15 protein-coding genes are annotated in these 20,021 nt (G+C 74.9%); 13 read left to right on the top strand and 2 right to left on the bottom strand.

Annotation, left to right across the window (positions count from 1 at the left end; all coding sequences use genetic code 11):
• The first annotated feature begins 182 nt into the window (after positions 1-182).
• The 4 genes from ACFVSN_RS14495 (at position 183) to ACFVSN_RS14510 (ending at position 6,166) form a co-directional block, all read left to right on the top strand.
• Positions 183-1,241, top strand: a complete 1,059-nt coding sequence (locus ACFVSN_RS14495) for a polyprenyl synthetase family protein (protein WP_380436744.1) — start codon at positions 183-185, stop codon at positions 1,239-1,241.
• A 50-nt stretch (positions 1,242-1,291) separates the two neighbouring features.
• Positions 1,292-2,836, top strand: coding sequence for an acyl-CoA carboxylase subunit beta (locus ACFVSN_RS14500; RefSeq protein WP_380436917.1), 1,545 nt, complete (start codon positions 1,292-1,294; stop codon positions 2,834-2,836).
• Positions 2,837-2,853: 17 nt separating this feature from the next.
• On the top strand, positions 2,854-3,066 hold the full coding sequence (locus ACFVSN_RS14505; protein ID WP_380436741.1) for an acyl-CoA carboxylase epsilon subunit: 213 nt from the start codon (positions 2,854-2,856) through the stop codon (positions 3,064-3,066).
• Positions 3,067-3,181: 115 nt separating this feature from the next.
• Positions 3,182-6,166, top strand: a complete 2,985-nt coding sequence (locus tag ACFVSN_RS14510; protein ID WP_387955312.1) for a BTAD domain-containing putative transcriptional regulator — start codon at positions 3,182-3,184, stop codon at positions 6,164-6,166.
• A 21-nt stretch (positions 6,167-6,187) separates the two neighbouring features.
• Here ACFVSN_RS14510 and ACFVSN_RS14515 read toward each other — a convergent pair whose 3' ends face one another.
• Entirely contained in the window at positions 6,188-6,415 is a 228-nt protein-coding gene (locus tag ACFVSN_RS14515) for a hypothetical protein (RefSeq protein ID WP_380436737.1), read from the bottom strand.
• A 218-nt stretch (positions 6,416-6,633) separates the two neighbouring features.
• On the opposite strand from ACFVSN_RS14515, the gene ACFVSN_RS14520 reads away from it, so the two are divergent.
• Complete coding sequence (locus ACFVSN_RS14520; protein ID WP_387955314.1) at positions 6,634-8,517, top strand: BTAD domain-containing putative transcriptional regulator; 1,884 nt, start codon at positions 6,634-6,636, stop codon at positions 8,515-8,517.
• Between the two features lie 54 nt (positions 8,518-8,571).
• Here ACFVSN_RS14520 and ACFVSN_RS14525 read toward each other — a convergent pair whose 3' ends face one another.
• Entirely contained in the window at positions 8,572-8,799 is a 228-nt protein-coding gene (locus ACFVSN_RS14525) for a DUF6269 family protein (protein WP_359973862.1), read from the bottom strand.
• A 157-nt stretch (positions 8,800-8,956) separates the two neighbouring features.
• Here ACFVSN_RS14525 and ACFVSN_RS14530 point away from each other — a divergent pair, with 157 nt between their 5' ends.
• The 8 genes from ACFVSN_RS14530 to ACFVSN_RS14565 all read left to right on the top strand — a co-directional run bounded on the left by ACFVSN_RS14530 (position 8,957) and on the right by ACFVSN_RS14565 (position 20,002).
• Positions 8,957-10,432 carry a tryptophan 7-halogenase gene (locus ACFVSN_RS14530; protein WP_380493938.1) on the top strand — a complete coding sequence of 492 codons (1,476 nt, stop codon included), beginning with the start codon at positions 8,957-8,959 and terminating at the stop codon, positions 10,430-10,432.
• Positions 10,433-10,644: 212 nt separating this feature from the next.
• Complete coding sequence (locus tag ACFVSN_RS14535) at positions 10,645-11,061, top strand: hypothetical protein (RefSeq protein ID WP_380493936.1); 417 nt, start codon at positions 10,645-10,647, stop codon at positions 11,059-11,061.
• 49 nt (positions 11,062-11,110) lie between these two features.
• Positions 11,111-12,466: a type VII secretion integral membrane protein EccD gene (gene eccD / locus ACFVSN_RS14540; protein WP_380493934.1), complete on the top strand. Its 1,356-nt coding sequence runs from the start codon at positions 11,111-11,113 to the stop codon at positions 12,464-12,466.
• Positions 12,467-12,508: 42 nt separating this feature from the next.
• On the top strand, positions 12,509-13,678 hold the full coding sequence (locus ACFVSN_RS14545) for a MinD/ParA family protein (protein ID WP_380436728.1): 1,170 nt from the start codon (positions 12,509-12,511) through the stop codon (positions 13,676-13,678).
• Positions 13,679-13,680: 2 nt separating this feature from the next.
• Positions 13,681-17,655: a type VII secretion protein EccCa gene (gene eccCa, locus ACFVSN_RS14550; RefSeq protein ID WP_380436726.1), complete on the top strand. Its 3,975-nt coding sequence runs from the start codon at positions 13,681-13,683 to the stop codon at positions 17,653-17,655.
• A gap of 17 nt (positions 17,656-17,672) precedes the next feature.
• Positions 17,673-19,091 carry a DUF6177 family protein gene (locus ACFVSN_RS14555; protein ID WP_387589812.1) on the top strand — a complete coding sequence of 473 codons (1,419 nt, stop codon included), beginning with the start codon at positions 17,673-17,675 and terminating at the stop codon, positions 19,089-19,091.
• 141 nt (positions 19,092-19,232) lie between these two features.
• Positions 19,233-19,565 carry a hypothetical protein gene (locus ACFVSN_RS14560; RefSeq protein ID WP_380436721.1) on the top strand — a complete coding sequence of 111 codons (333 nt, stop codon included), beginning with the start codon at positions 19,233-19,235 and terminating at the stop codon, positions 19,563-19,565.
• A gap of 119 nt (positions 19,566-19,684) precedes the next feature.
• Positions 19,685-20,002, top strand: a complete 318-nt coding sequence (locus ACFVSN_RS14565; RefSeq protein WP_380436719.1) for a pore-forming ESAT-6 family protein — start codon at positions 19,685-19,687, stop codon at positions 20,000-20,002.
• Positions 20,003-20,021: the final 19 nt, after the last annotated feature.

Genomic DNA, 20,021 nt, shown 5'->3' on the forward strand with positions numbered 1-20,021 from the left:
TTCATGGTCGGCCGGTCCGCGGAAATCTTGGCAGGAAGCTGACGATTCCCTGGTCAAAACGCCCGCGACGGTCCTAGTGGCACCTTCCTGACAGCGCTGTTGAACACCGGTGCGCACCCGTTCGAAGCTGGCGCACGAATCCCTTGAATCCAGCGCGGCGCGGCCGCGGAGGAGGTTTCCGCATGACGGCCGGACAGACGTACGAAGCCGTGGCCGTCACCGGCCCGGGCACCACCCCGGAACCGTCCGCCGCCGAGCTGCTCGATCGGCTCGAACTCGCCGAACCCGAGTTCGAGAACCGGCTGCGCGCGGCACTGGCCGGGGCCGAGGAGTGGCTCCAGGCCAGCGCCCACGACGCCCTGGACCCGCGCATCGGGCCCCTCACCGGCCACCTCGCCGCCGCCGGCGGCAAGCGGCTGCGCCCGCTGCTGGTGCTGCTCGGCGCGGAGTTCGGCGACCCGTGGGCGCCGGGCGTCCCGCAGGCGGCCGCGATCGCCGAGCTCGTCCACCTCGCCTCGCTGTGCCACGACGACGTCATGGACGGCGCCGCCACCCGGCGCGGCATCCCGAGCGTGCACGCCCGCTGGGGCGAGCGCGCCGCCGTGCTCAGCGGCGACTGGCTGCTCGCCCGCGCCGCCCAGCTCGCCGCCGACCTCGGCCCGGCCGCCGTCCACCTGAACGCCCGCACCGCCGGGCGCCTGGTCTCCGGCCAGCTGCGCGAACTCACCGGCCCCGGCCCCGACGTGGACCCGGTGACCCACTACTTCCACGTGGCGGCCGGCAAGACCGCCGCCCTGCTGTCGATGTCGCTGGCGATCGGCGCCGTCCAGGCCGGCGCGCCCGCCTCCGCCGCCGCCGCGCTCACCGAGTACGGGGAGCAGCTCGGCATCGCCTTCCAGGTCGCCGACGACCTGCTGGACCTGCGCCGGCCGGCCGAGCTCAGCGGCAAACCGCGCGGCACCGACCTGCTCGCCGGCGTGCCGAGCCTGCCCGTCCTGCTCGCCCGCGAGGGCGCCGACCCGGCCGATGCCGAACTGCGCGCCCTGCTCGCGGCCGGTCCCGTGCCCGCCGCCGACGTGCCGCGCGCACTGGAACTGTTCGAGCGCTCCGACGCGCTCGCCGAGACCGAGGCCGTGATGCACCGCCGCCTCGACCGGGCCCGGACCGCGCTGGACACCCTGCCCGACCTCCCGGCCCGGCGCGCCCTCCTCGCCCTGTGCGAGCACCTGGCCCTCCGCTAGCCCTCCGCCCCCGCTGACGCGGGCGTACCCAAGGAGCCCCCCTCATGACCATGGCCGCCCGGGTCGCCGAACTCGACCTGATCCGCCGGGACGTCCGGCACGGGCCGAGCGAGAAGGCCACCGAGGCCCAGCACGCGAAGGGCAAGCTGACCGCCCGCGAGCGCATCGACCTGCTCCTGGACGAGGGCTCCTTCCACGAGGTCGAGCCGCTGCGCCGGCACCGCGCCACGGGTTTCGGCCTGGAGGCCAGGCGCCCGTACACGGACGGCGTGATCACCGGCTGGGGCACCGTCCACGGCCGGACGGTCTTCGTCTACGCGCACGACTTCCGGATCTTCGGCGGCGCCCTGGGCGAGGCCCACGCGCAGAAGATCCACAAGATCATGGACATGGCCCTGGCCGCGGGCGCGCCGCTCGTCTCGCTCAACGACGGCGCCGGCGCCCGCATCCAGGAGGGCGTGACCGCCCTCGCCGGCTACGGCGGCATCTTCCAGCGCAACACCCGGGCGAGCGGCGTCATCCCGCAGATCTCGGTGATGCTCGGACCGTGCGCGGGCGGCGCGGCGTACTCGCCCGCGCTGACCGACTTCGTCTTCATGGTCCGCGAGACCTCGCAGATGTTCATCACCGGCCCGGACGTCGTCCGCGCCGTCACCGGCGAGGAGATCACCCAGAACGGCCTCGGCGGCGCCGACGTCCACGCCGGCACCAGCGGCGTCGCGCACTTCGCGTACGACGACGAGGAGACCTGCCTCGCCGAGGTCCGCTACCTGCTCTCCCTGCTGCCGCAGAACAACCGCGAGACCCCGCCCGCCACGCCCGCCGGCGACCCGGCCGAGCGGCGCAACGACCGCCTGCTGGAGCTCGTCCCCGTCGACGGCAACCGCCCGTACGACATGCGCGCGGTGATCGAGGAGCTCGTCGACGACGGCGAGCACATGGAGGTCCACGAGCGGTGGGCCACCAACGTCATCACGACCCTGGCCCGGCTCGGCGGCCAGGTGGTCGGCATCGTCGCGAGCCAGCCGCTGCGGCTGGCCGGCGTCCTCGACATCAGCGCGAGCGAGAAGGCCGCCCGCTTCGTCCAGCTCTGCGACGCCTTCTCGATCCCGCTGGTCACCCTGGTCGACGTGCCCGGCTTCCTGCCCGGCGTCGACCAGGAGCACGGCGGCGTCATCCGGCACGGCGCCAAGCTGCTCTACGCCTACTGCAACGCCACCGTCCCGCGCATCTCGCTCATCCTGCGCAAGGCGTACGGCGGCGCCTACATCGTCATGGACTCCCAGTCGATCGGCGCCGACCTCACCTACGCCTGGCCCTCGAACGAGATCGCCGTCATGGGGGCCGAGGGGGCGGCCAACGTCGTCTTCCGGCGCCGGATCGCCGACTCCGACGACCCGGTGACGATGCGCCGGCAGCTCGTCAAGGAGTACCGGGCCGAGCTGATGCACCCGTACTACGCGGCCGAGCGCGGCCTGATCGACGACGTGATCGATCCCGCCGAAACCCGCGCCACCCTGATCCACGCCCTCGCCATGCTGCGGACCAAGCACGCCGTCGGACCGGCCCGCAAGCACGGCAACCCCCCGGTGTAAGCGAAGGAGTAAGCGTCATGCCCGGCGAGACCGCGTCCGTGCTCGAAGGCCCGCTCGGGCCCGCCCTGTTCCGGGTCATCAGCGGCAGCCCCACCGCGGAGGAGCTCGCCGCGATCGCCGTCCTGCTGAGCACCCGCGCGCCCGCGCGGGACCCCGCCGACCCGGCCCCGCCCGCCCGTTGGGAGGCGGGCGGCGTGCTCCCGCCCGCCTCCTGGGCCGCGCACCGCTGAACGCTGGCAGCTTGCTGCCGTCCGCGTTGCGGCCCCGCGCCGACGACCTGTAACTCAGAGTGAAGAGGTCGGGGCCATTCCGGATGTGGCGGCGGCCGAGTGGAGGAGGGCAGCCGTGCTTCAGGTGGTGTTCCGGATCCTGGGGCCGCTGGACATCAGCGCCGACGGACGGCCGGTCGCCCTCCAGGGCGCCCGCCAGCGCACCGTGATGTCCATGCTGCTGCTCGCGCCCGGCCGGGTGGTCTCCGTCGACACCCTGGCCGACGCGGTCTGGAACGGCAGCCCGCCCGCCACCGCCCGCAACCAGATCGCCATCTGCGTCTCCGGCCTGCGCAAGACCCTCAAGACCGCCATCGGCATCGACGACCTGATCGTCACCAGCCACCCCGGCTACCTGCTGCACCCCGGCGAACACCGCATCGACGCCGTCGAGTTCGAGGAGCGCGCCGCCGAGGGCCGGGAGGCCGCCCGGCGCGGGCGCGCCGAGGAGGCCCGCGCCCACTACGAGGACGCCCTCGCGATGTGGCGCGGCCCCGCCCTGGCCGGCATCACCGCCGACGCCGTCGAGGCCGAGGCCGCCCGGCTGTCCGAACTGCGGCTGGACGTCCACGAGCAGCTCAGCGCGCTGCGCCTGGAGCTCGGCGAGCACCGCGAACTCATCGGCGACCTCACCGCGTTCGTCCGCGAGCACCCGCTGCGCGAGCAGTCCCTGGCGCACCTGATGCTCGCCCACTACCGGGCCGGCCGGCGCGCCGAGGCCCTGGAGGCCTACCGCGACGGCGCCCGGCTGCTCGCCGACGAGCTCGGCATCGACCCCGGGCCGACGCTCCAGGAACTGCACGAGGACATCCTCAACGACGCCCCCGAACTCACCCTGCCCACGACGCCCGCGGCGGCGCCGGCCCTGGCCGTGCCCGCCCACCTGCCGCCGGTGCCCGCCGCGTTCACCGGCCGCCACCAGGAACTCGCCGCGCTGGACCGGCTGCTGGAGCACCAGGGCGGCGCTTCGCTGCCGGTCGGCTCGATCATCGGCACCGGCGGCGTCGGCAAGACCGCGCTCGCCGTCCACTGGTCCCACCAGGTCGCCGCGCGCTTCCCGGACGGCCAGCTCTTCGCCGACCTGCGCGGCTACGACGAGGAGGAGGAGCCGCGCCGCCCGTCCGCCGTCCTCGACCGCTTCCTGCGCGCCCTCGGCGTGCCGGGGCCGCAGGTCCCGGCCGACCCGACCGAGCGCACCGCGCTGTTCCGCAGCGTCCTGTACGACCGGCGGGTGCTGATCGTGCTCGACAACGCCCGCTCCTTCGAGCAGATCCGCCCGCTGCTGCCCGGCAGTTCGACCTGCTGCGTGCTCGTCACCAGCCGCGACAGCCTGAGCAGCCGGCTCGCCGGCGACTACGCGCTCGTCCCGCTGCACCTGCCCTCGCTCGGCGAGGACGAGGCCGTCGCGCTGCTGTCCCGGGTGGCCGGCGCCGAGCGCTTCGCCGCCGACCCGGCCGGCGCGGCCCGGCTCAGCGAACTGTGCGACCGCCTGCCGCTCGCCCTGCGGATCGCCGCCGCCCGCCTGGCCGCCAAACCGCACTGGACGGTGCGCATCCTCGTCGCCCGGCTGGAGGACCAGCGCCGGCGGCTGGACGAACTCAGCCTGGACGCCCGCGGCGTGCGGGCCGGCTTCCGGCTCAGCTACCGCGACCTGCCGGCCGGGGCGGCCCGGATGTTCCGGCTGCTCGGCTCGCTCAACGTCACCGAGTTCTCGGCCTGGGCCGGCGCCGCCGTGCTCGACATCGACCCGGTCGACGCCGAGGACCTCATCGAGCAGCTCGTCGACGCCCAGCTGCTGGAGCCGCTCAGCGCCAGCGCGGGCCACGTCCGCTACCGCTTCCAGGACCTCCTCCGCCTCTTCGCTCGCGAGTGCGCGCTTGCCGAGGACGGAGAAGGTGACCTGAGGCAGGCCCTGCGGCGGGCCTGCGCGGTGTGGCTGGGCCTCGCCAAGGAGGCCCACCGCCGGGTCTACGGGGGCGACTTCACCGTGGTGCCGGGCACCGCGCCGCTGCACCCGCTGCCCCGCCACCTCACCGACGACCTGGTCGAGGACCCGATGGAGTGGTTCGAGGCCGAGCGCGCCGCGATCAACGGACTGATCCAGCAGGCCGCCCGCGACGACGAGTCCGGCTACGCCTGGGACCTGGTGATGACCACCGTCACCCTCTACCAGAACCGCAACTACCTGGAGGACTGGCGCGAGGGCGCCGAGGCCGCGCTCGCCACCGCCCACCGCACCGGCGACGCCCTCGCCGAGGCGGCGATGCTGCACTCGCTCGGCACCCTGGAGATCGTCCAGTACGAGCACGACAGCGCCTACCGGCGGCTCGGCCTGGCCCTGCGCCTGTTCGAGGAGCAGGGCCAGGACCAGGGCCGCGCCCTGGTCCTGCGCAACCTGGCGCTGTGCGAACGCCAGCGCGGCGACCTGGACCGGGCCGTGGAGACCGGCCGCCGCTCCCTGGAGATCTTCCGCAGGGGCGGTGACCGCTACGCCGAGGCCCATGTGCTGGGCCTGCTGGCGCAGATCGAGCTGGAGCGCGGGGACGCGCAGGCGAGTCTGGTGCTGTCGTCGGAGGCGGTGGCGCGCAGCCGGGGGCTCGGCACCGTGCGGGGCGAGGCGCAGAGCACCGTCCGGCTGGCGGAGGCGCTGATCCGCGCGGGCGACGGGGTCCGGGCCGAGGAGGCCTGCCGGCGCGCGCTGGAGCTGGTGCTCGGCAGCGGGGACCGGCGCGGCGAGACGCACGTGCTGAGGGCGCTGGGCGAGGCCCTGTGGTGCCAGGGCCGGGGCGAGGAGGCGGAGCCGGTGCTGCGCAGCGCGCTCCAAGCCGCGGAGGCGGTGCCGGACACGTTCCTCCAGGCCAGGGCGGGTGCGGTGCTGGGCTGCGTGCAGGCGCTGCGCGGGGACCGCGACGGCGCGGTGGCGATGCTGCGGGCCGCGTCGGGCCTCTTCGCCGAGGTCGGCGCGGGCGGCTGGTCGGAGCGGATCGACCGGCTCATGGTGGCGATCGCGGACGGCGGACCGGTCGACTCGGGGCGGCTGTTCGAACTCGTGCAGCCCTGACGGTCCGGGCGCTCGGCGGGATCAGGTCCACGGGTCGTCCTTCTTCAGGGTGTAGCCGACCGGGTGGGTGCTGATGGCGGCGGCCTGCACCGAGGCGTTCGAGGAGTCCGCCGCGACCGCGCTGCCCTGGCCGGCCGCCACCCCGCCGACCGCGACGAGGAGCACGGCCGCGCTCGCCGCGAGCCTGCCGAGCGGAGCGACCACCGCGGTGTGCGCGGTCTTGCGGGCGGAGAGAAGAGCGCTGTTCACGGTGGCCTCCAGGACCTCTCGTTCGTCCGCCTGACCCGGTGTCCTGCGGTACGACACGAACGCTACGGAGACCGCGTTTTGGGGCGCTTTCAAAGCGCTTTCGATCCGTCGAAATCGATCCGAGAGCGACCGAACAGCCGGATACAACCGCAGGTCAATAGCGTTTCGCCCAGGTCGGCCCGCGGGCGTTCGCGGGCCCTGGACGGTCGGGGGCCGGCATGGACTTCACGCTTCTCGGGCCGGTGTCGGCCGCGGTCGACGGCCGCCCGGTCGAGCTCGACGGCGCCAAGCAGCGCACCGCGCTGGCCGCCCTGCTGCTCGCCCGCGGCCGCGTCGTCCCCGACGAGCGGCTCACCACCCTGCTGTGGGGCTGGGAGCCGCCCGCGACCAGCACCAACCAGCTCTACACCTACGTCTCCCGGCTGCGCACCCGGCTCGGCGCCGGCCACGGCCTGCACCGCCACGGCGCCGGCTACCGGATGGACACCGACGGCACCACCGTCGACTGGGACCGCTTCCGCGAACTCGCCGACGCCGGCCGCGCCGACCTGCGGGCCGCCCGCTACGCCGAGGCCGAACGCCGCCTCGCCGACGCGCTCGCGCTCTGGCGCGGCCCGGCCCTCGCCGACGTCACCGAGCACCTGGCCGCCGCCGAGGGCCCCCGGCTGGCCGAGGCCCACCTCGCCGCCGTCGAGCAGCACGCCGAGGCCGCCCTGGCGCTCGGCCGGCACGACGAACTGCTGCCCGGCCTCACCCGGCACGTCACCGGCCACCCCGTCCGGGAGCGGGCCCGCGCCCAGCTGATGACGGCGCTGTTCCGGGCCGGACGGCAGGCGGACGCGCTCGCCCAGTACGAGGAGGCGCGGCGGCTGCTCGCCGACGAGCTCGGCATCGACCCCGGCCCCGAACTGCGGGCCCTGCACCAGGAGATCCTCACCGGCACCCTGGCCGGACCGGCCGCGCCCGAGCGGGCGGCCGTCGCCGTCGCCCCGGCCGCGCCCGCCGAAAAGCCCGTCGCCGCCGGACCCGTCGCGGAGCCGACCGCCGAACCCGTCGCGGAGCGGGCCACGGAACCCGTCGGTGAGCCGACCGCCGAGCCCGTCGCCCGCCCGGCGCTGCTCCCCGCCGCGCCCCGCGACTTCACCGGCCGCGAGACCGAACTCCGGCTCGTCCTCGACGCGTTGCACGACGGAAGGGACGTCACCGTCACCGGCGCCCCCGGCACCGGCAAGTCCGCCCTCGCCCTGTACGCCGCCGAACACGCCCGCGACGCCTTCCCCGACGGCCAGCTCCACGCCGACCTGCGCGACGCCGACGGCACCCCGCGCAGCCCCCGGCAGGTCCTCGGCTGGTTCCTGCGCGCCCTCGGCACCGCGCCCGCCCACGTCCCCGACGGCCTCGACGAACGCGCCCAGCGCTACCGCACCCTGCTGGCCGGCCGCCGGATGCTCGTCCTGCTCGACAATGCCGCCGACGACACCCAGGTCCGCCCGCTGCTGCCCGGTGGCGGCGCCACCCGCACCCTGGTCACCGGCCTGCGCCCGGACCTCGCCGCCCTGGAGGGCGCCCGGCTGGTGCGGCTCGGCCCGATGAGCCCCGCCGAGGCCGCCCGCCTGCTCGCCTCGATCGCCGGCCCCGAACGCCTCGCCGCCGACCCCGAGTCCACCGCCCGGATCGCCGAGTACTGCGACCGCCTCCCGCTCGCCCTGCGGATCGCCGCCGCCCGCCTCGCCGACCGCCCGCACTGGCGCCCGGCCCGGCTCGCCGACCGGCTGGCCCCCGCCGAACGCCGGCTCGGCGAACTGCGCATCGGCAGCCTGGACATCACCACCGCGCTGCGCCCCGCCCTGGCCGCGCTCGACGCCCCGGCCGCGCACGCCCTCGCCGTCCTGGCCGCCGCCGGCCTCGCCGCCCTCACCGCGGCGGACGCGGCGGCCCTGCTCGACCTGCCCCTCGACGACGCCGAGGACGTCCTGGAGCGGCTCTGCGACGCCCGGCTCCTGGAGCCCGGCTCCGGCGCCGACCGCCCCGCCCGCTACCGGATGCCGGCCCTCGTCGGCCTCCTCGGCCGGCTCGGCCGCGCCGCCGTCCTGGCGGCCTGACCCCGAGGCTCCCGCCGCCGGATCAGGCCGCCGGACCAGGCCGCCGGCCCGCCCTCAACCGCACCCACCGGCGTGGCCCTCGTCCAGCCCGTAGGTCGCGATGTACCCGTTCTCCGCGGTGCCCCGCACGGCCAGTTCGCTCAGCGCGTCGACGTAGTCCGCCAGCAGCTCGGCCCACGGCGTCCCCCCGTCCTGCAGCAGCAGGTCCTGGTCCAGGGCCGCGCTGCGCTCGATCTCGGTCAGGACGTCCAGCGGGTGCTCGACCTTCAGTTCCTCGAACATCGTTCCCTCGTTTCCGTTCCGTCGGTGGCGTCGGGCCATCCCCGGCCCCGCACCAACAGACTGGAACCGCCGTCTGTACCCGCCCTCCGCTCCGTCTTGCAGCACCGGTACAGATCCCCGATAGGCCCGCCATACACGGCCGTTGGACGCTCCCGCCATGACCCTCGACGCCCGCACGCCCGCCCCCGTCGACCGCATCGTCATCGCGGGCGGCACGCTCACCGCCTGGATCGCCGCGGCCCGGCTGGCCTCCGCCTTCCGGGACACCGTCCGCGTGACGGTCGTCGAGACCGCCGAACGCCCCACCGCGCAGGTCACCGCGCTCGCCCCCGCCTTCCGGCGCGACCTCCTCGACCGGCTCGGCACCCCCGAAAGCACGTGGCTGCGCGCCTGCTGCGCCTCCTTCAACGCGGCCACCCGGTACCGGGGCTGGCGCCCCGACCCGGTCTACCTGCCCGACCCCGGCGCCACCCCCAGCTGCGAGGGCTTCCCGCTCACCGACTTCTGGCAGCTGCGCCGCAGCACCGGCCACACCCTGGAACCCGTCGACCACGCGTGCTTCGTCACCCCGCCGCTGCTCGACGCCCGGAAGTCACCGCGCTGGCTCGACGGCCGCACCGCCTTCCCCCACGGCTGGCACGCCGACACCGCGATGCTCACCCACTTCCTGCGCCGCACCGCCGTCCAGACCTGCGGGGTACGGCTGCACAGCGCGGAGATCCTCGGCGCCGAACGCGACCCGGCGGGCCTGGTCACCGCACTGCACACGACCCGCGGCCGCGAGGAGGCCGACCTCTTCCTCGACTGCACCGGCCGCGCCGCCCGCCTGCTCACCGGCATCCTCGGCGAACCGTTCCGGCCCGCCGCCGACGGCCTCGTCGCCGACACGCTCGCCACCGTCACGCTCCCCCACGACAGCGCCCGCCACGGCGTCGCGCCCTACACCGCCGTCACGACCCGCCCCGAGGGCCACACCTGGCACCGCACCCTCCTCGGCCGCCGCACCACCGGCCTCGCCTACGCGAGCGGGCGCACCGGCGCCGCCGAGGCCGAACGGATCCTCGGCGCCCCGGCCGGCGCCGTCGTCACCCACACCGCCACCCCCGCGGGCCGGCTGCGCCGCAGCTGGGTCGGGAACTGCCTGGCCCTCGGCACCGCCGCCGCCAGTGCCGACCCCCTGGACGAGGACCACGCCGACACCCTCGCCCTGCTCGACCGGCTGGTGCGCGACCTCCCCTCCCGCGACGGCCGCACGACCCCGGCCGCCCGCTTCGACGCCACCGCCGCCGCCCTGCACGAGCAGGCCCTCGACCTCGCCCGGCTCCGCCGGCTCACCTCCCCCTACGCGCCGCCCGTCCCGGCCCCCGACCACCTGCGCCAGGTCCTCGACGCCCACGCCGCCGGCCTCGCCCCCACCCCCGACGAGCTCCCGCTGCGCGCCCTCCTCACCGCCCTCACCCCGCACACCGCCGCCCCGCCCCCGTCCCTCGCCCACCACCCGCACGCGATCCGCACCGCCGACGACGCGTTCACCCGCATCAAGCGCCACCAGCGCACCCTGCTGGAGACCCTCCCCGACACCCACACCTACCTGACCGCCGCCGGCTCCCTCCCCACACCGGCCCTCGCCTGACGCCGTCTCCCCCTCTCCGGCCCCCACTCCGACCCCCGCCCGACGCCGCCTCCCCCTCTCCCCCAATCCCCCACAGCTCCCGTCCCCCTTCCCCCCATCTCCTCCCCCCGCCCCGAAGCCCCCGCCTCTTCCCCCCACCGACGGGGTGTGCTTCGGCCCGACCCATGCCTTATGTTGCACAGGCAAGACACGGGGGAGACGGCGGGCGGCGAATGGCACGGGACTACGACAGTCAGCTGCTGGAGTCGGTGGCGGTGCGTCGGCGCAGGATGCGCGACGCGCTGCTCTTCGGCGCGCAGCGGGTGCGGCGGACGGCCGACGAACGGTTCGGGAAGGTGTTCGCGGGGATCGCGATCGCGGCCGTGCTGTGCGCCGGCTGCGTCGGGTGGTCGTTCCTGCAGACCACGCTGGCCAAGCAGAAGGCCGACCAGCAGAAGCAGCAGCAACAGCAGCAGCAGTTCCAGGTGCCCCACGACTCGCCGGACCCGTCGCGCCCGCCCACGCCGTCGGTGTCCCCGTCGGCGGCCCACGCGGTGACCCCGCAGTCGGCGCCGAAGGCCGGGCCGCAGTCGACGCAGCAGGCCGCACCGACAAAGGCCGCGAAGTCCCCCGAACCGGCCCATTCGTAGAAGCATCGGCCCGAGAGGTCGCAAAGGTCGCGATGATAGGTTCCCGCAAGTGGTGAGCACAGCAACGACTTCCCCGGCCCGTCTCAGCAGGGTGACCCTGATCGGGGAGCGGCGCCGGGCCGACGTGGTCCTGCCCTCCGACACACCGATCGGCATGTTGCTCCCGGACGTGCTGCAGCTGCTCGACGACCGGGCCGCGAACCGCCCGATGACCCGCCAGCTGGTGACCCCGGACGGCTCGGCGCTGCCGCACGACAGCACCCTGGACTCCGCGGGCGTGGCCGACGGCGCCGTCCTGCGGCTGGTCCGCGCGCACTCCGCCCCGCCCGCCCCGGTCGTGCACGACGTCGTCGACCTCGTCTCCGACGACCTGGACCTGCGCGCCTGGCGCTGGCGCCCGGCCGCGCGCCGGGGCAGCGCCGGGGTCGCGACGGTGGCGTTCGCCGTGACGGCCGCCGTGCTGGCCCGGCACGAGTTCCCGCTGGCCCCGCTGGCCGGCGGACTGCTCGCGGTGGCCGCCGTGCTGCTGGCCGCCGGCGCGCTGGTGTCGAAGATCGGGGAGGGCAACCGGGGCCTGGCCACGGCGCTGCTGCTGGCCTCGGGCGGGCTCGGCATCCTCGGCGCGTGGACCGCGGCGGACGCCTACCACTGGGGGCCGCCGGTGCGGCTGGCCGCGGTGGCGGGCGCGCTCGCCGTGACCGTCGTCATGCTCGGCTTCTTCTCGCCGCTCGGCCGCGGCGGCCTGATCGGCGCCGGCGCCCTCACCGTGATCACCGCGGTGTGGGAGGCGGTGGCCGCCGTCCACACCGAACCGGCCCGGGTGGGCGCCCTGATGGCGCTGTTCTCGGTGGTGCTGCTCGGCGTCCTGCCGCGGCTCGCCCTGATGGCCTCGGGCCTGACCGCGCTGGACGACCGCCGCTCGGCCGGCGCGTCGGTCAGCCGGCACTCGGTGGGCACCGCGCTCGCGGCGACGCACCGCGGCCTCGCGCTCGCCACGATCGCGACCGCCGCGTCGGCCGCCGCCGCGGGCTGGCTGCTGACGCTGGCCGCGAAGCCGACGGCCTGGACGGTGGTGCTACCGTCGCTCGTCGCCGTGGTGCTGCTGTCCCGGGCACGGGCGTTCCCGCTGGTCGCCGAGGTCGTGGCGCTGCTCGCCGCGGCCGCGGTGCTCACGGTGCGCCTGGTGGTGCTGTGGGTCGGGCACGGCGGCGGGGCCGGGGCACTGGCCGTGCTGTGCGTCGCGGCGGTGCTGCCGCTGGTCGCGCTGGCGGTGCAGCCGCCGGAGCACACCCAGGTGCGGCTGCGCCGGGTGGCCGACCTGGTGGAGTCGATCGGCATGGTGGGGCTGTTCCCGCTGGCCGTCGGGGTGTTCGGGGTGTACGGGCAACTGCTCAGCAAGTTCTGAGCCACCCGTCAGCAGGTCGGATCTGGAGGGGCAGAGGAAGTCATGTCGAACGGGGAGAACTGGCAGGGCGACGTCCTGCGCGATCTGCGGGCCCAGCTCGACGGTTCCGCGTGGGGCCCACCGCCGGCCGACGGCGCCCGGCCCGCGCCCGCGGGACCGCCGCAGGACCGGGTGCCGTACGACCAGGCGCCGCCGCAGGACCCCGCCGCGCAGCAGTACCAGCCGCCGCAGGGCCGACAGCCGTACCCGCAGCAGCCGTACGAGCAGCAGCCGCAGGTGACGACCCAGCGGACGCCGGAGTCCCGCCCCACCGTCGATGGCAGCCTGACCGCGCTCGGCCGCAAGCCGCGCGGCGGCGAGCCGTTCGCCACCCGGGCCGCGCACGCGGTGTGGAAGAACGTCTCCTCCTCCGCCTCCCGCGAGGTCGCCGAGATCACGCGGATCGCCGAGAGCCTCCAGCAGCCGGTGACCACCGGCCGCCAGATCGCCGTCACCTCGATCCGCGGCGGCGCCGGCAAGTCGACGGTCGCCGCCCTGCTCGGCACCACCTACGCCCACTACCGCCAGGACCCGGTCCTGTTCGTCGAGGCCGACACCGCGCTCGGCTCGCTGCCGATCCGGCTGGGCACCGAGACGCTGCGCTGGACCGCCAGCGACCTCGCCGAGATCGTCAAGCCGCAGATGTCGCTGCTGGACATCACCGGCTACCTGGTCCAGCTGCAGAACAACTCCTGGCTCCTGCCGGGCAGTCAGGGCCAGATCGGCGCGATGCTCGACGCCCGCGGCTACCAGCGCGTCATGGTCGCGCTGCGCCGCTACTTCGGCGTCACCGTCGTCGACTGCCAGACGCTGCCCGACGAGGTCGCCCGCGTCGCGCTCTCCGCCGCCCAGGCCCGGGTCATCACCACCCCGGCCACCCTCGACGGCATCGCCAGCACCCACGCCGTCCTGCAGTGGATGCGCGCCCTGCCCGCGCACGTCATCGCCGGGACGGTCGTCGTCGTCACCGAACTGACCCCGCACGCGGGCGTCGACGTCGAGGCGGCCGTGCGCACCCTGCGCGCCACCGGCACGGCCGTCCACGTGCTCCCGTACGACCGCCACCTCGCGGCCGGCGGCGTCATCCGGACCGACCTGCTCGCCCGCGCCACCCGGAGCACCGCCACCCGGCTCGCCGCCGACGTCTTCCAGCTCTCCCAGAAGCGCCACTGACGATGAGTACCCGACTGATCCACCGCCCGGCCCGGACGGTCCGTCCGCCGGCCGCCCCCGAGGCCCGCACCATCGAGGCCCCGCCCAACCTGCCCGAGGGCAAGGCCGGCAACATCGCGATGTCGCTGCTGCCGATGGCCGGCGTCATGTCCTCGGTCATCATGATGACCGTCGTCCGCAACAGCCAGTTCGCGGGACTCGGCGCCATCATCCTGCTGGTCACCGTCCTGGGCTCGGTCGGCCTGCTGTTCTCCCAGCGCGGCAAGGCCCAGCGCACCCGCCGCACCCAGCGCGAGGCCTACCTCACCTACCTGGAGGACCTGCGCGAGGAGCTCGCCGCCGAGGAGCGCGCCCGCGGCGACCACGCCGACGTGCTCAACCCGCCGCCCGGCGCCCTGTACGACATCGTCCGCGACCCGGCCCGGCTGTGGGAGCGCCGCCGCGTCGACGGCGACTTCCTGCGGGTCCGCGTCGGCACCGGCGAGATGCCGGTGCGCGACCTACGGATCGGCCAGCAGGCCTCCTCCGCGATGACCCCGCCCGACCGCTTCATGCTCAACGAGGCCTCGGCGCTCACCACCCGCTTCCGCACCGGCACCGAACTCCCGCTCACCGTGCCGCTCGACCGCGTCGGCGACGTCAGCGTCATCGGCCCGCGCGAGGACTGCCTGCGGGTCGCCCGCGCCCTGCTCACCCAGAGCGCCGCCCTGCACGCGCCCGACGACGTCGCCGTCGCCCTGGCCGTGCCCGGCGAGCGCCTCCCCGACTGGGAGTGGGCCAAGTGGCTCCCCCACCTGCTCGACACCGACCAGTACGACGGCCCGGTCGCCGCCCGCCGCATCGCCCCCTCGATGCCGCAGCTGGCCCGCCAGATCGGCGCCGAACTGCGTCGCCGCGCCTCCTACGCGACCGAGGTCCGCCGCGGCCTGTCCGGCTCCGACGCGCTGTCGATGACCTCCCGGCTGCTCGTCGTGGCCGACGGGCACGGCGAGGACGCCGTCGACCTGCCGCGCCCGGACGACGCGGTCGGCCTGCGCGAGATGGGCGTCACCGTCCTGCACCTGCTGGAACGGCGCGTCCAGGAGCCCGGCCAGATCGGCGTGCGGATCACGGTCGAGGGCGACCAGGTGCTCATCGAGGACCTCCGCCAGGAGCAGCCGATCAGCGCCCACGGCACCGTGGACGAGGTCGGCCCCTCCTTCGCCGAGGGCCTGGCCCGGATGCTCGCCCCGCTGCGGCTGTCCGCCGAGTCGCTCGGCGACGCCCCGCTGAGCGGCCCGGTCGAGTTCGCCGGCCTGCTCGGCATCGACGACGTCGCCCACCTCGACCTCGCCCGGCTGTGGGCCCCGCGCGGCGAACGCGCCTTCCTGCGGGTGCCGATCGGCATCAGCGACGGCCACGAGCCGGTGCTGCTCGACCTCAAGGAGTCCTCCGAGCTGGGCATGGGCCCGCACGGCCTGTGCGTCGGCGCCACCGGCTCCGGCAAGTCCGAGCTGCTGCGCAGCCTGGTGCTCGCCCTGGTGGCCACCCACCCGCCGGAGGACCTCTCGCTCGTCCTCGTCGACTACAAGGGCGGCGCGACCTTCGCCCCGTTCGCGAACCTGCCGCACGTCGCCGGCGTGATCACCAACCTGGAGAACCAGGCCGGCCTGGTCGAGCGCGTGCACGCCTCGCTCGCCGGTGAGGTCAAGCGCCGCCAGCAGGTCCTCAAGGATGCCGGGAACGTCGCCGACATCGGCTCCTACGCCGCCCTGCGGGCCGAGCGCCGGCCCGACCTCGAACCGCTGCCGCACCTGTTCGTCGTCATCGACGAGTTCGGCGAACTCCTCACCGCCAAGCCGGACTTCATCGACCTCTTCCTGTCCATCGGCCGGATCGGCCGCTCCATCGGCGTGCACCTGCTGCTCTCCAGCCAGCGCATCGAGGGCGGCAGCCTGCGCGGCCTGGACACCTACCTGTCCTACCGGCTCGGCCTGCGCACCTTCTCCGCCGACGAGTCCCGCACGGTCCTCGACACCACCGACGCCTTCCACCTCCCGCCGCTGCCCGGCTTCGGCTACCTCAAGGTCGACACCAGCCACTACGAGCGGTTCAAGGCCAGCTACGTCTCCGGCGCCTACCGCGGCCCGGTCCAGCGCGGGGACGAGGACGCCGGCCCGCTCGCCCTGGAGTACGGCGCCTTCAACACCCCGGCCAAGGCCGAGGACCAGGACGGCCCCGAGCCGGCCGCCCGCCGCCGCACCACCGGCCCGACCGAACTCGGCGTCGTCGTCGGCCAGCTGGAGAACGCCGCACCCCCGGTCCGGCGGATCTGGCTGCCACCGCTGCCCGCCGCGATCGCGCTCGACAGCGTCGCCGGCCCGCTCGACGTCGGCCCGCGCGGCATGCAGCTCACCGGCCGGCGCGGACGCCTCCAGGTGCCGCTCGGCCTGCTCGACGACCCCACCCGGCAGTGGCAGGGCAACTGGGTCCTGGACCTGACCGTCGCCGGCGGCCACGTCGCCTTCATCGGCGGCCCGCAGTCCGGCAAGACCACCCTGCTGCGCACCCTGGTCCTGTCGCTCGCGCTCACCCACACCCCGCAGGAGGTCGGCGTCTACGGCCTCGACCTGGTCGGCGGCGGCCTCCAGGCGCTGGCCGGCCTGCCGCACGTCGGCGGCATCGCGGGCCGGGCCGACCGCGAGCGCGCGGCCCGCACGGTCGAGGAGGTCCGGGCGATGCTCACCGCCCGCGAGGACCTCTTCCGCGACCACAACATCGACTCCGTCGACCAGCTGCGCAGCCTGCACGCCGCGGGCCGGCTGCCGGAGCTCGCCTCCGCCGAGATCGTCCTGGTCATCGACGGCTTCGGCGCGCTGCGCGACGACTTCGAGGAGCTGGACGACGCCGTCCTCGACATCCTCAAGCGCGGCGGCGGCTACGGCATCCACGTCGTGGCGGGCATGCTCCGCTGGAACGACGTGCGGATCGCCGCCCAGTCGAACTTCGGCACCCGGGCCGAGCTGCGGCTCAACGACCCCAGCGAATCCAGCATCGAGCGCAAGCTCTCCGAGACCCTCTCCGCCGACGAGCCCGGCCGCGTCCTGACCGACGGGCGGCTGTTCGCCCAGGTCGCGCTGCCCCGGATCGACGGCCTCGCCGACAACGGCGAGCTCGGCACCGTCCTGGAGCAGAGCGCCAGGACCGTCCGCGCCACCTGGACCGGCGAGCTCGCCCAGCCGGTCCGCGTGCTGCCGCACGTCCTGGAGCCGCACCTGCTGCCCGGCCCGGTCGCCGAGCCGCGGCGGGTGCCGATCGGCCTGGACCAGGCGGCGCTCGCACCCGTCCTGCTCGACCTGTTCCACCACGACCAGCACCTGCTGGTCCTCGGCGACAGCGAGTGCGGCAAGTCCAACCTGCTGAAGACCGTCGCCGGCGGGCTGATCGAGCGGCACGGCGAGGACGAGATCGTGTTCGCCGTGATGGACCCGCGCCGCAGCCTGCGCGGCGTGATCCCCGAGGAGTACAACGGCGGCTACGCCTACAACGCCCGGATGTGCGCCGGCCTCGCCGCCGCCGTCGCGGGCGAGCTGGAGAAGCGGCTGCCGGACGAGAACGCGCCGCTGGAGGACCTGGAGCCGGGCCGCTGGCGCGGCGGCGGCCCGCGGATCGTGGTGCTCGTCGACGACTACGACGTCCTCACCACCGCCGGCCAGAGCCCGCTCGCGCCGTTCCTGCCGTACCTGCCCTCCGCCGCCGACATCGGACTGCACTTCGTCGTGACCCGCCGCGTCGCGGGCGCCTCGCGCGGCATGTACGAGCCGCTCGTGCAGGGCCTGCGCGAGTCCGGCGCCTCGGCGCTGGTGATGACCGGCGACCGCGGCGAGGGGCAGCTGTTCCCCGGCGTGTACGCCGCGCTGCAGCCCGCCGGGCGCGGCGTCATCGTCCGCCGGGGCCAGCCGAACCGGCTGGTCCAGACCGTGTACACGCCCGAGTAACCGAAGGACTCGACGACATGACCAAGGACGTCATCGCCCTCACCCCGCGGATGCCGGACGCCTGGACGGTGCTCGCCGGCCTCCTCTCCGGCGGCCCCGACAAGCTCCTGGACACGACGGGCGAGGGCGCGGTCGTCCAGCTCCTCGACGAGCAGGCCCGGCCGCTGGTCTCGGTCGAGGCGCCGCTGCTGGTGCAGGTCCCGGGCGAGGCCGAGCGGCTGCTGGGCGCGACCCCGCCGCGCGTGCCGTACTGGTGGACCGAGGCCCGCGCCACCACCGGCGTGCCGGACGCCGAGAAGCTCGCCGGCACCTTCGCGGCCCGCGTCGCCCACCTCGCCGACGGCACCGCGTGGCCGCGGGAGGCGACCCGCTCGCTGGCCGTCGTCGACACCGCCGGGATCACCGCCGCGCCCACCCCGGCCGCCGCGCAGCCCGCCGTCGACGTGCTGACCGAGAAGGTCGCCGTGGTCATCATGGACCGCCCGGTGGTCGCCATGACCGCCTGGCTCTCCGACGCCTTCCGGGCCGCCGCCGACTCCAACCGCGGCCTGCAGATCGTCACCCCGGCCGGCACCACGCTGTCCCCCGCCGTCCGCGGCAACCTGCCCGGCTGGCCGTCCCGCTGGGTCGTCCAGGACGAGCGGGACGGCTACTACGACGGCCTCACCGGCGCCGTCCTGCGCTGGCAGGAGGGCATGTTCGCCACCGTGGTGAACCCGGAGGGCACCGAGGACGACCCGCGCACCCCGGTCGCCGCCTCCTACCAGGACGTCTCCGCCACCGGCGACCTCCAGCTGGCCGTCACCTTCCGCACCGCCCACCCCGCCGACGCCCGCCTCGTCCTCGGCGGCGCCCTGGAGACCGTCTGGCGCGAACTGACCGGCGAGCCGCCGGCCGGCTGGGGCAGCGCCGAGCCCGCCAACCTGCCGTGGTCCCCGGGCCGGCTCACCGACCTCGCCTACTCCCGGGCACCCGAGCCCACCTGGTTCGTCGTCGTCGGCAGCCCCGAACGCCCCGGCCTGGCCACGCTGAAGGTCACCCGCACCAAATCCGGCGTCGAGGAGGAGGTGACCCTCGCCTTCGGCTACGGGCCCGGCGAGGAGCCGCCGCTGGACGCCCTGCCGCGGATGGCCGAGGCGTTGGTGACCCGCCACCGGCTCAAGTCGATGCTGCTCCAGCTGCGCCGCGCCCGCCGCGACCTGGCGGTGCCCGCGTACTTCGAGGGCCCCGGCGTGCCGCTGGCCTTCGTGCTCGGCGCGGAGGAGGTCCGGGCCGTCCCGGACGACCGCGCCCGCCGGACGCCGCTGTCGGCGGAGCCTGTCAGACTGGGTCCGAAGGCCCGGCCGGCCTATTACTACCCGATGCCCGGGGATCCGTCCGACCTCTCCGGGTGGACGGAATTCGAGCGTCTGGTGCGGCATTTGAAGGGTGAGTGAAGGCCTCGGCGGCGACCGGCGGCAACACGCCTGGTGGTGTGTCATACGTTGGTCACAAGCCGGGGGCCGCACCTTGCGGGCGGGATATAGGTTGATAGAAATGGACATACTTACGATTCGTCGAGCGGACGGGGGAGCGGTATGAAGTTCGACATGGGGAACCAGGCGCTGCAGACGCTGATGTCGGGGTCGAAGACCTCGAACCAGGATCTGGGTGCGCTGGTCAAGCAGCTCGTGGCGGCGGCGGAGCCGCTGGAGGGCAAGTTCAACGGTCAGGGCAAGCAGATGTTCGACAGCTTCAAGTCGCGGGCGGACGAGATCGCGAACGCGCTGAACTCGTCGCTGTCGGCGATCCTGGGCGGTCAGTCGGGCATGGAGCAGGCCTTCGGCCAGGGTGACCAGGAGCAGGGCCAGAACGCGAAGACGAACATGACGTCCGCGCGCTTCGACGCGGCGCGCTTCGGCGCCCGCTGACCGCGACCGGGTCGTCGGTTCCTTCTCTGCAGGGTCCTCCACGAGGTCCTCTGCAGGTTCTTCAACGGGTTCTTCATCGGGTTCTTCAGCAGGTTCTTCAACGGGGAGTGTGATCTGTCATGGCCGGTGGCGGGGGTTCGGACCGTCGTTCCTACGACCACGGTGCTTCGTCCGAGGCGCAGCGCAACATCCAGGGCGTGATCGGGCAGCTGGAGCAGGTGATGACCGCGCGTGACGCGCAGGTGAAGGCCGTCATGGGCGACTTCCAGGCCGACGGCGTGTCCGAGGAGTACCACGCCAAGGAGCTGCGCTGGAAGAACGTCTCCCAGGAGGTGCGCAACATCATCTCGCTGCTGCGCAAGACGCTCGAGGAGAACGACAGCACCGCACAGCAGACGGTCGCCCGCGCCAAGACCGCGGTCGACAACATCGGCTGACACGGGCCGATCCAGTAGG

Source organism: Kitasatospora sp. NPDC057904 (assembly GCF_042887925.1).
Taxonomy (GTDB): Bacteria; Actinomycetota; Actinomycetes; order Streptomycetales; family Streptomycetaceae; genus Kitasatospora.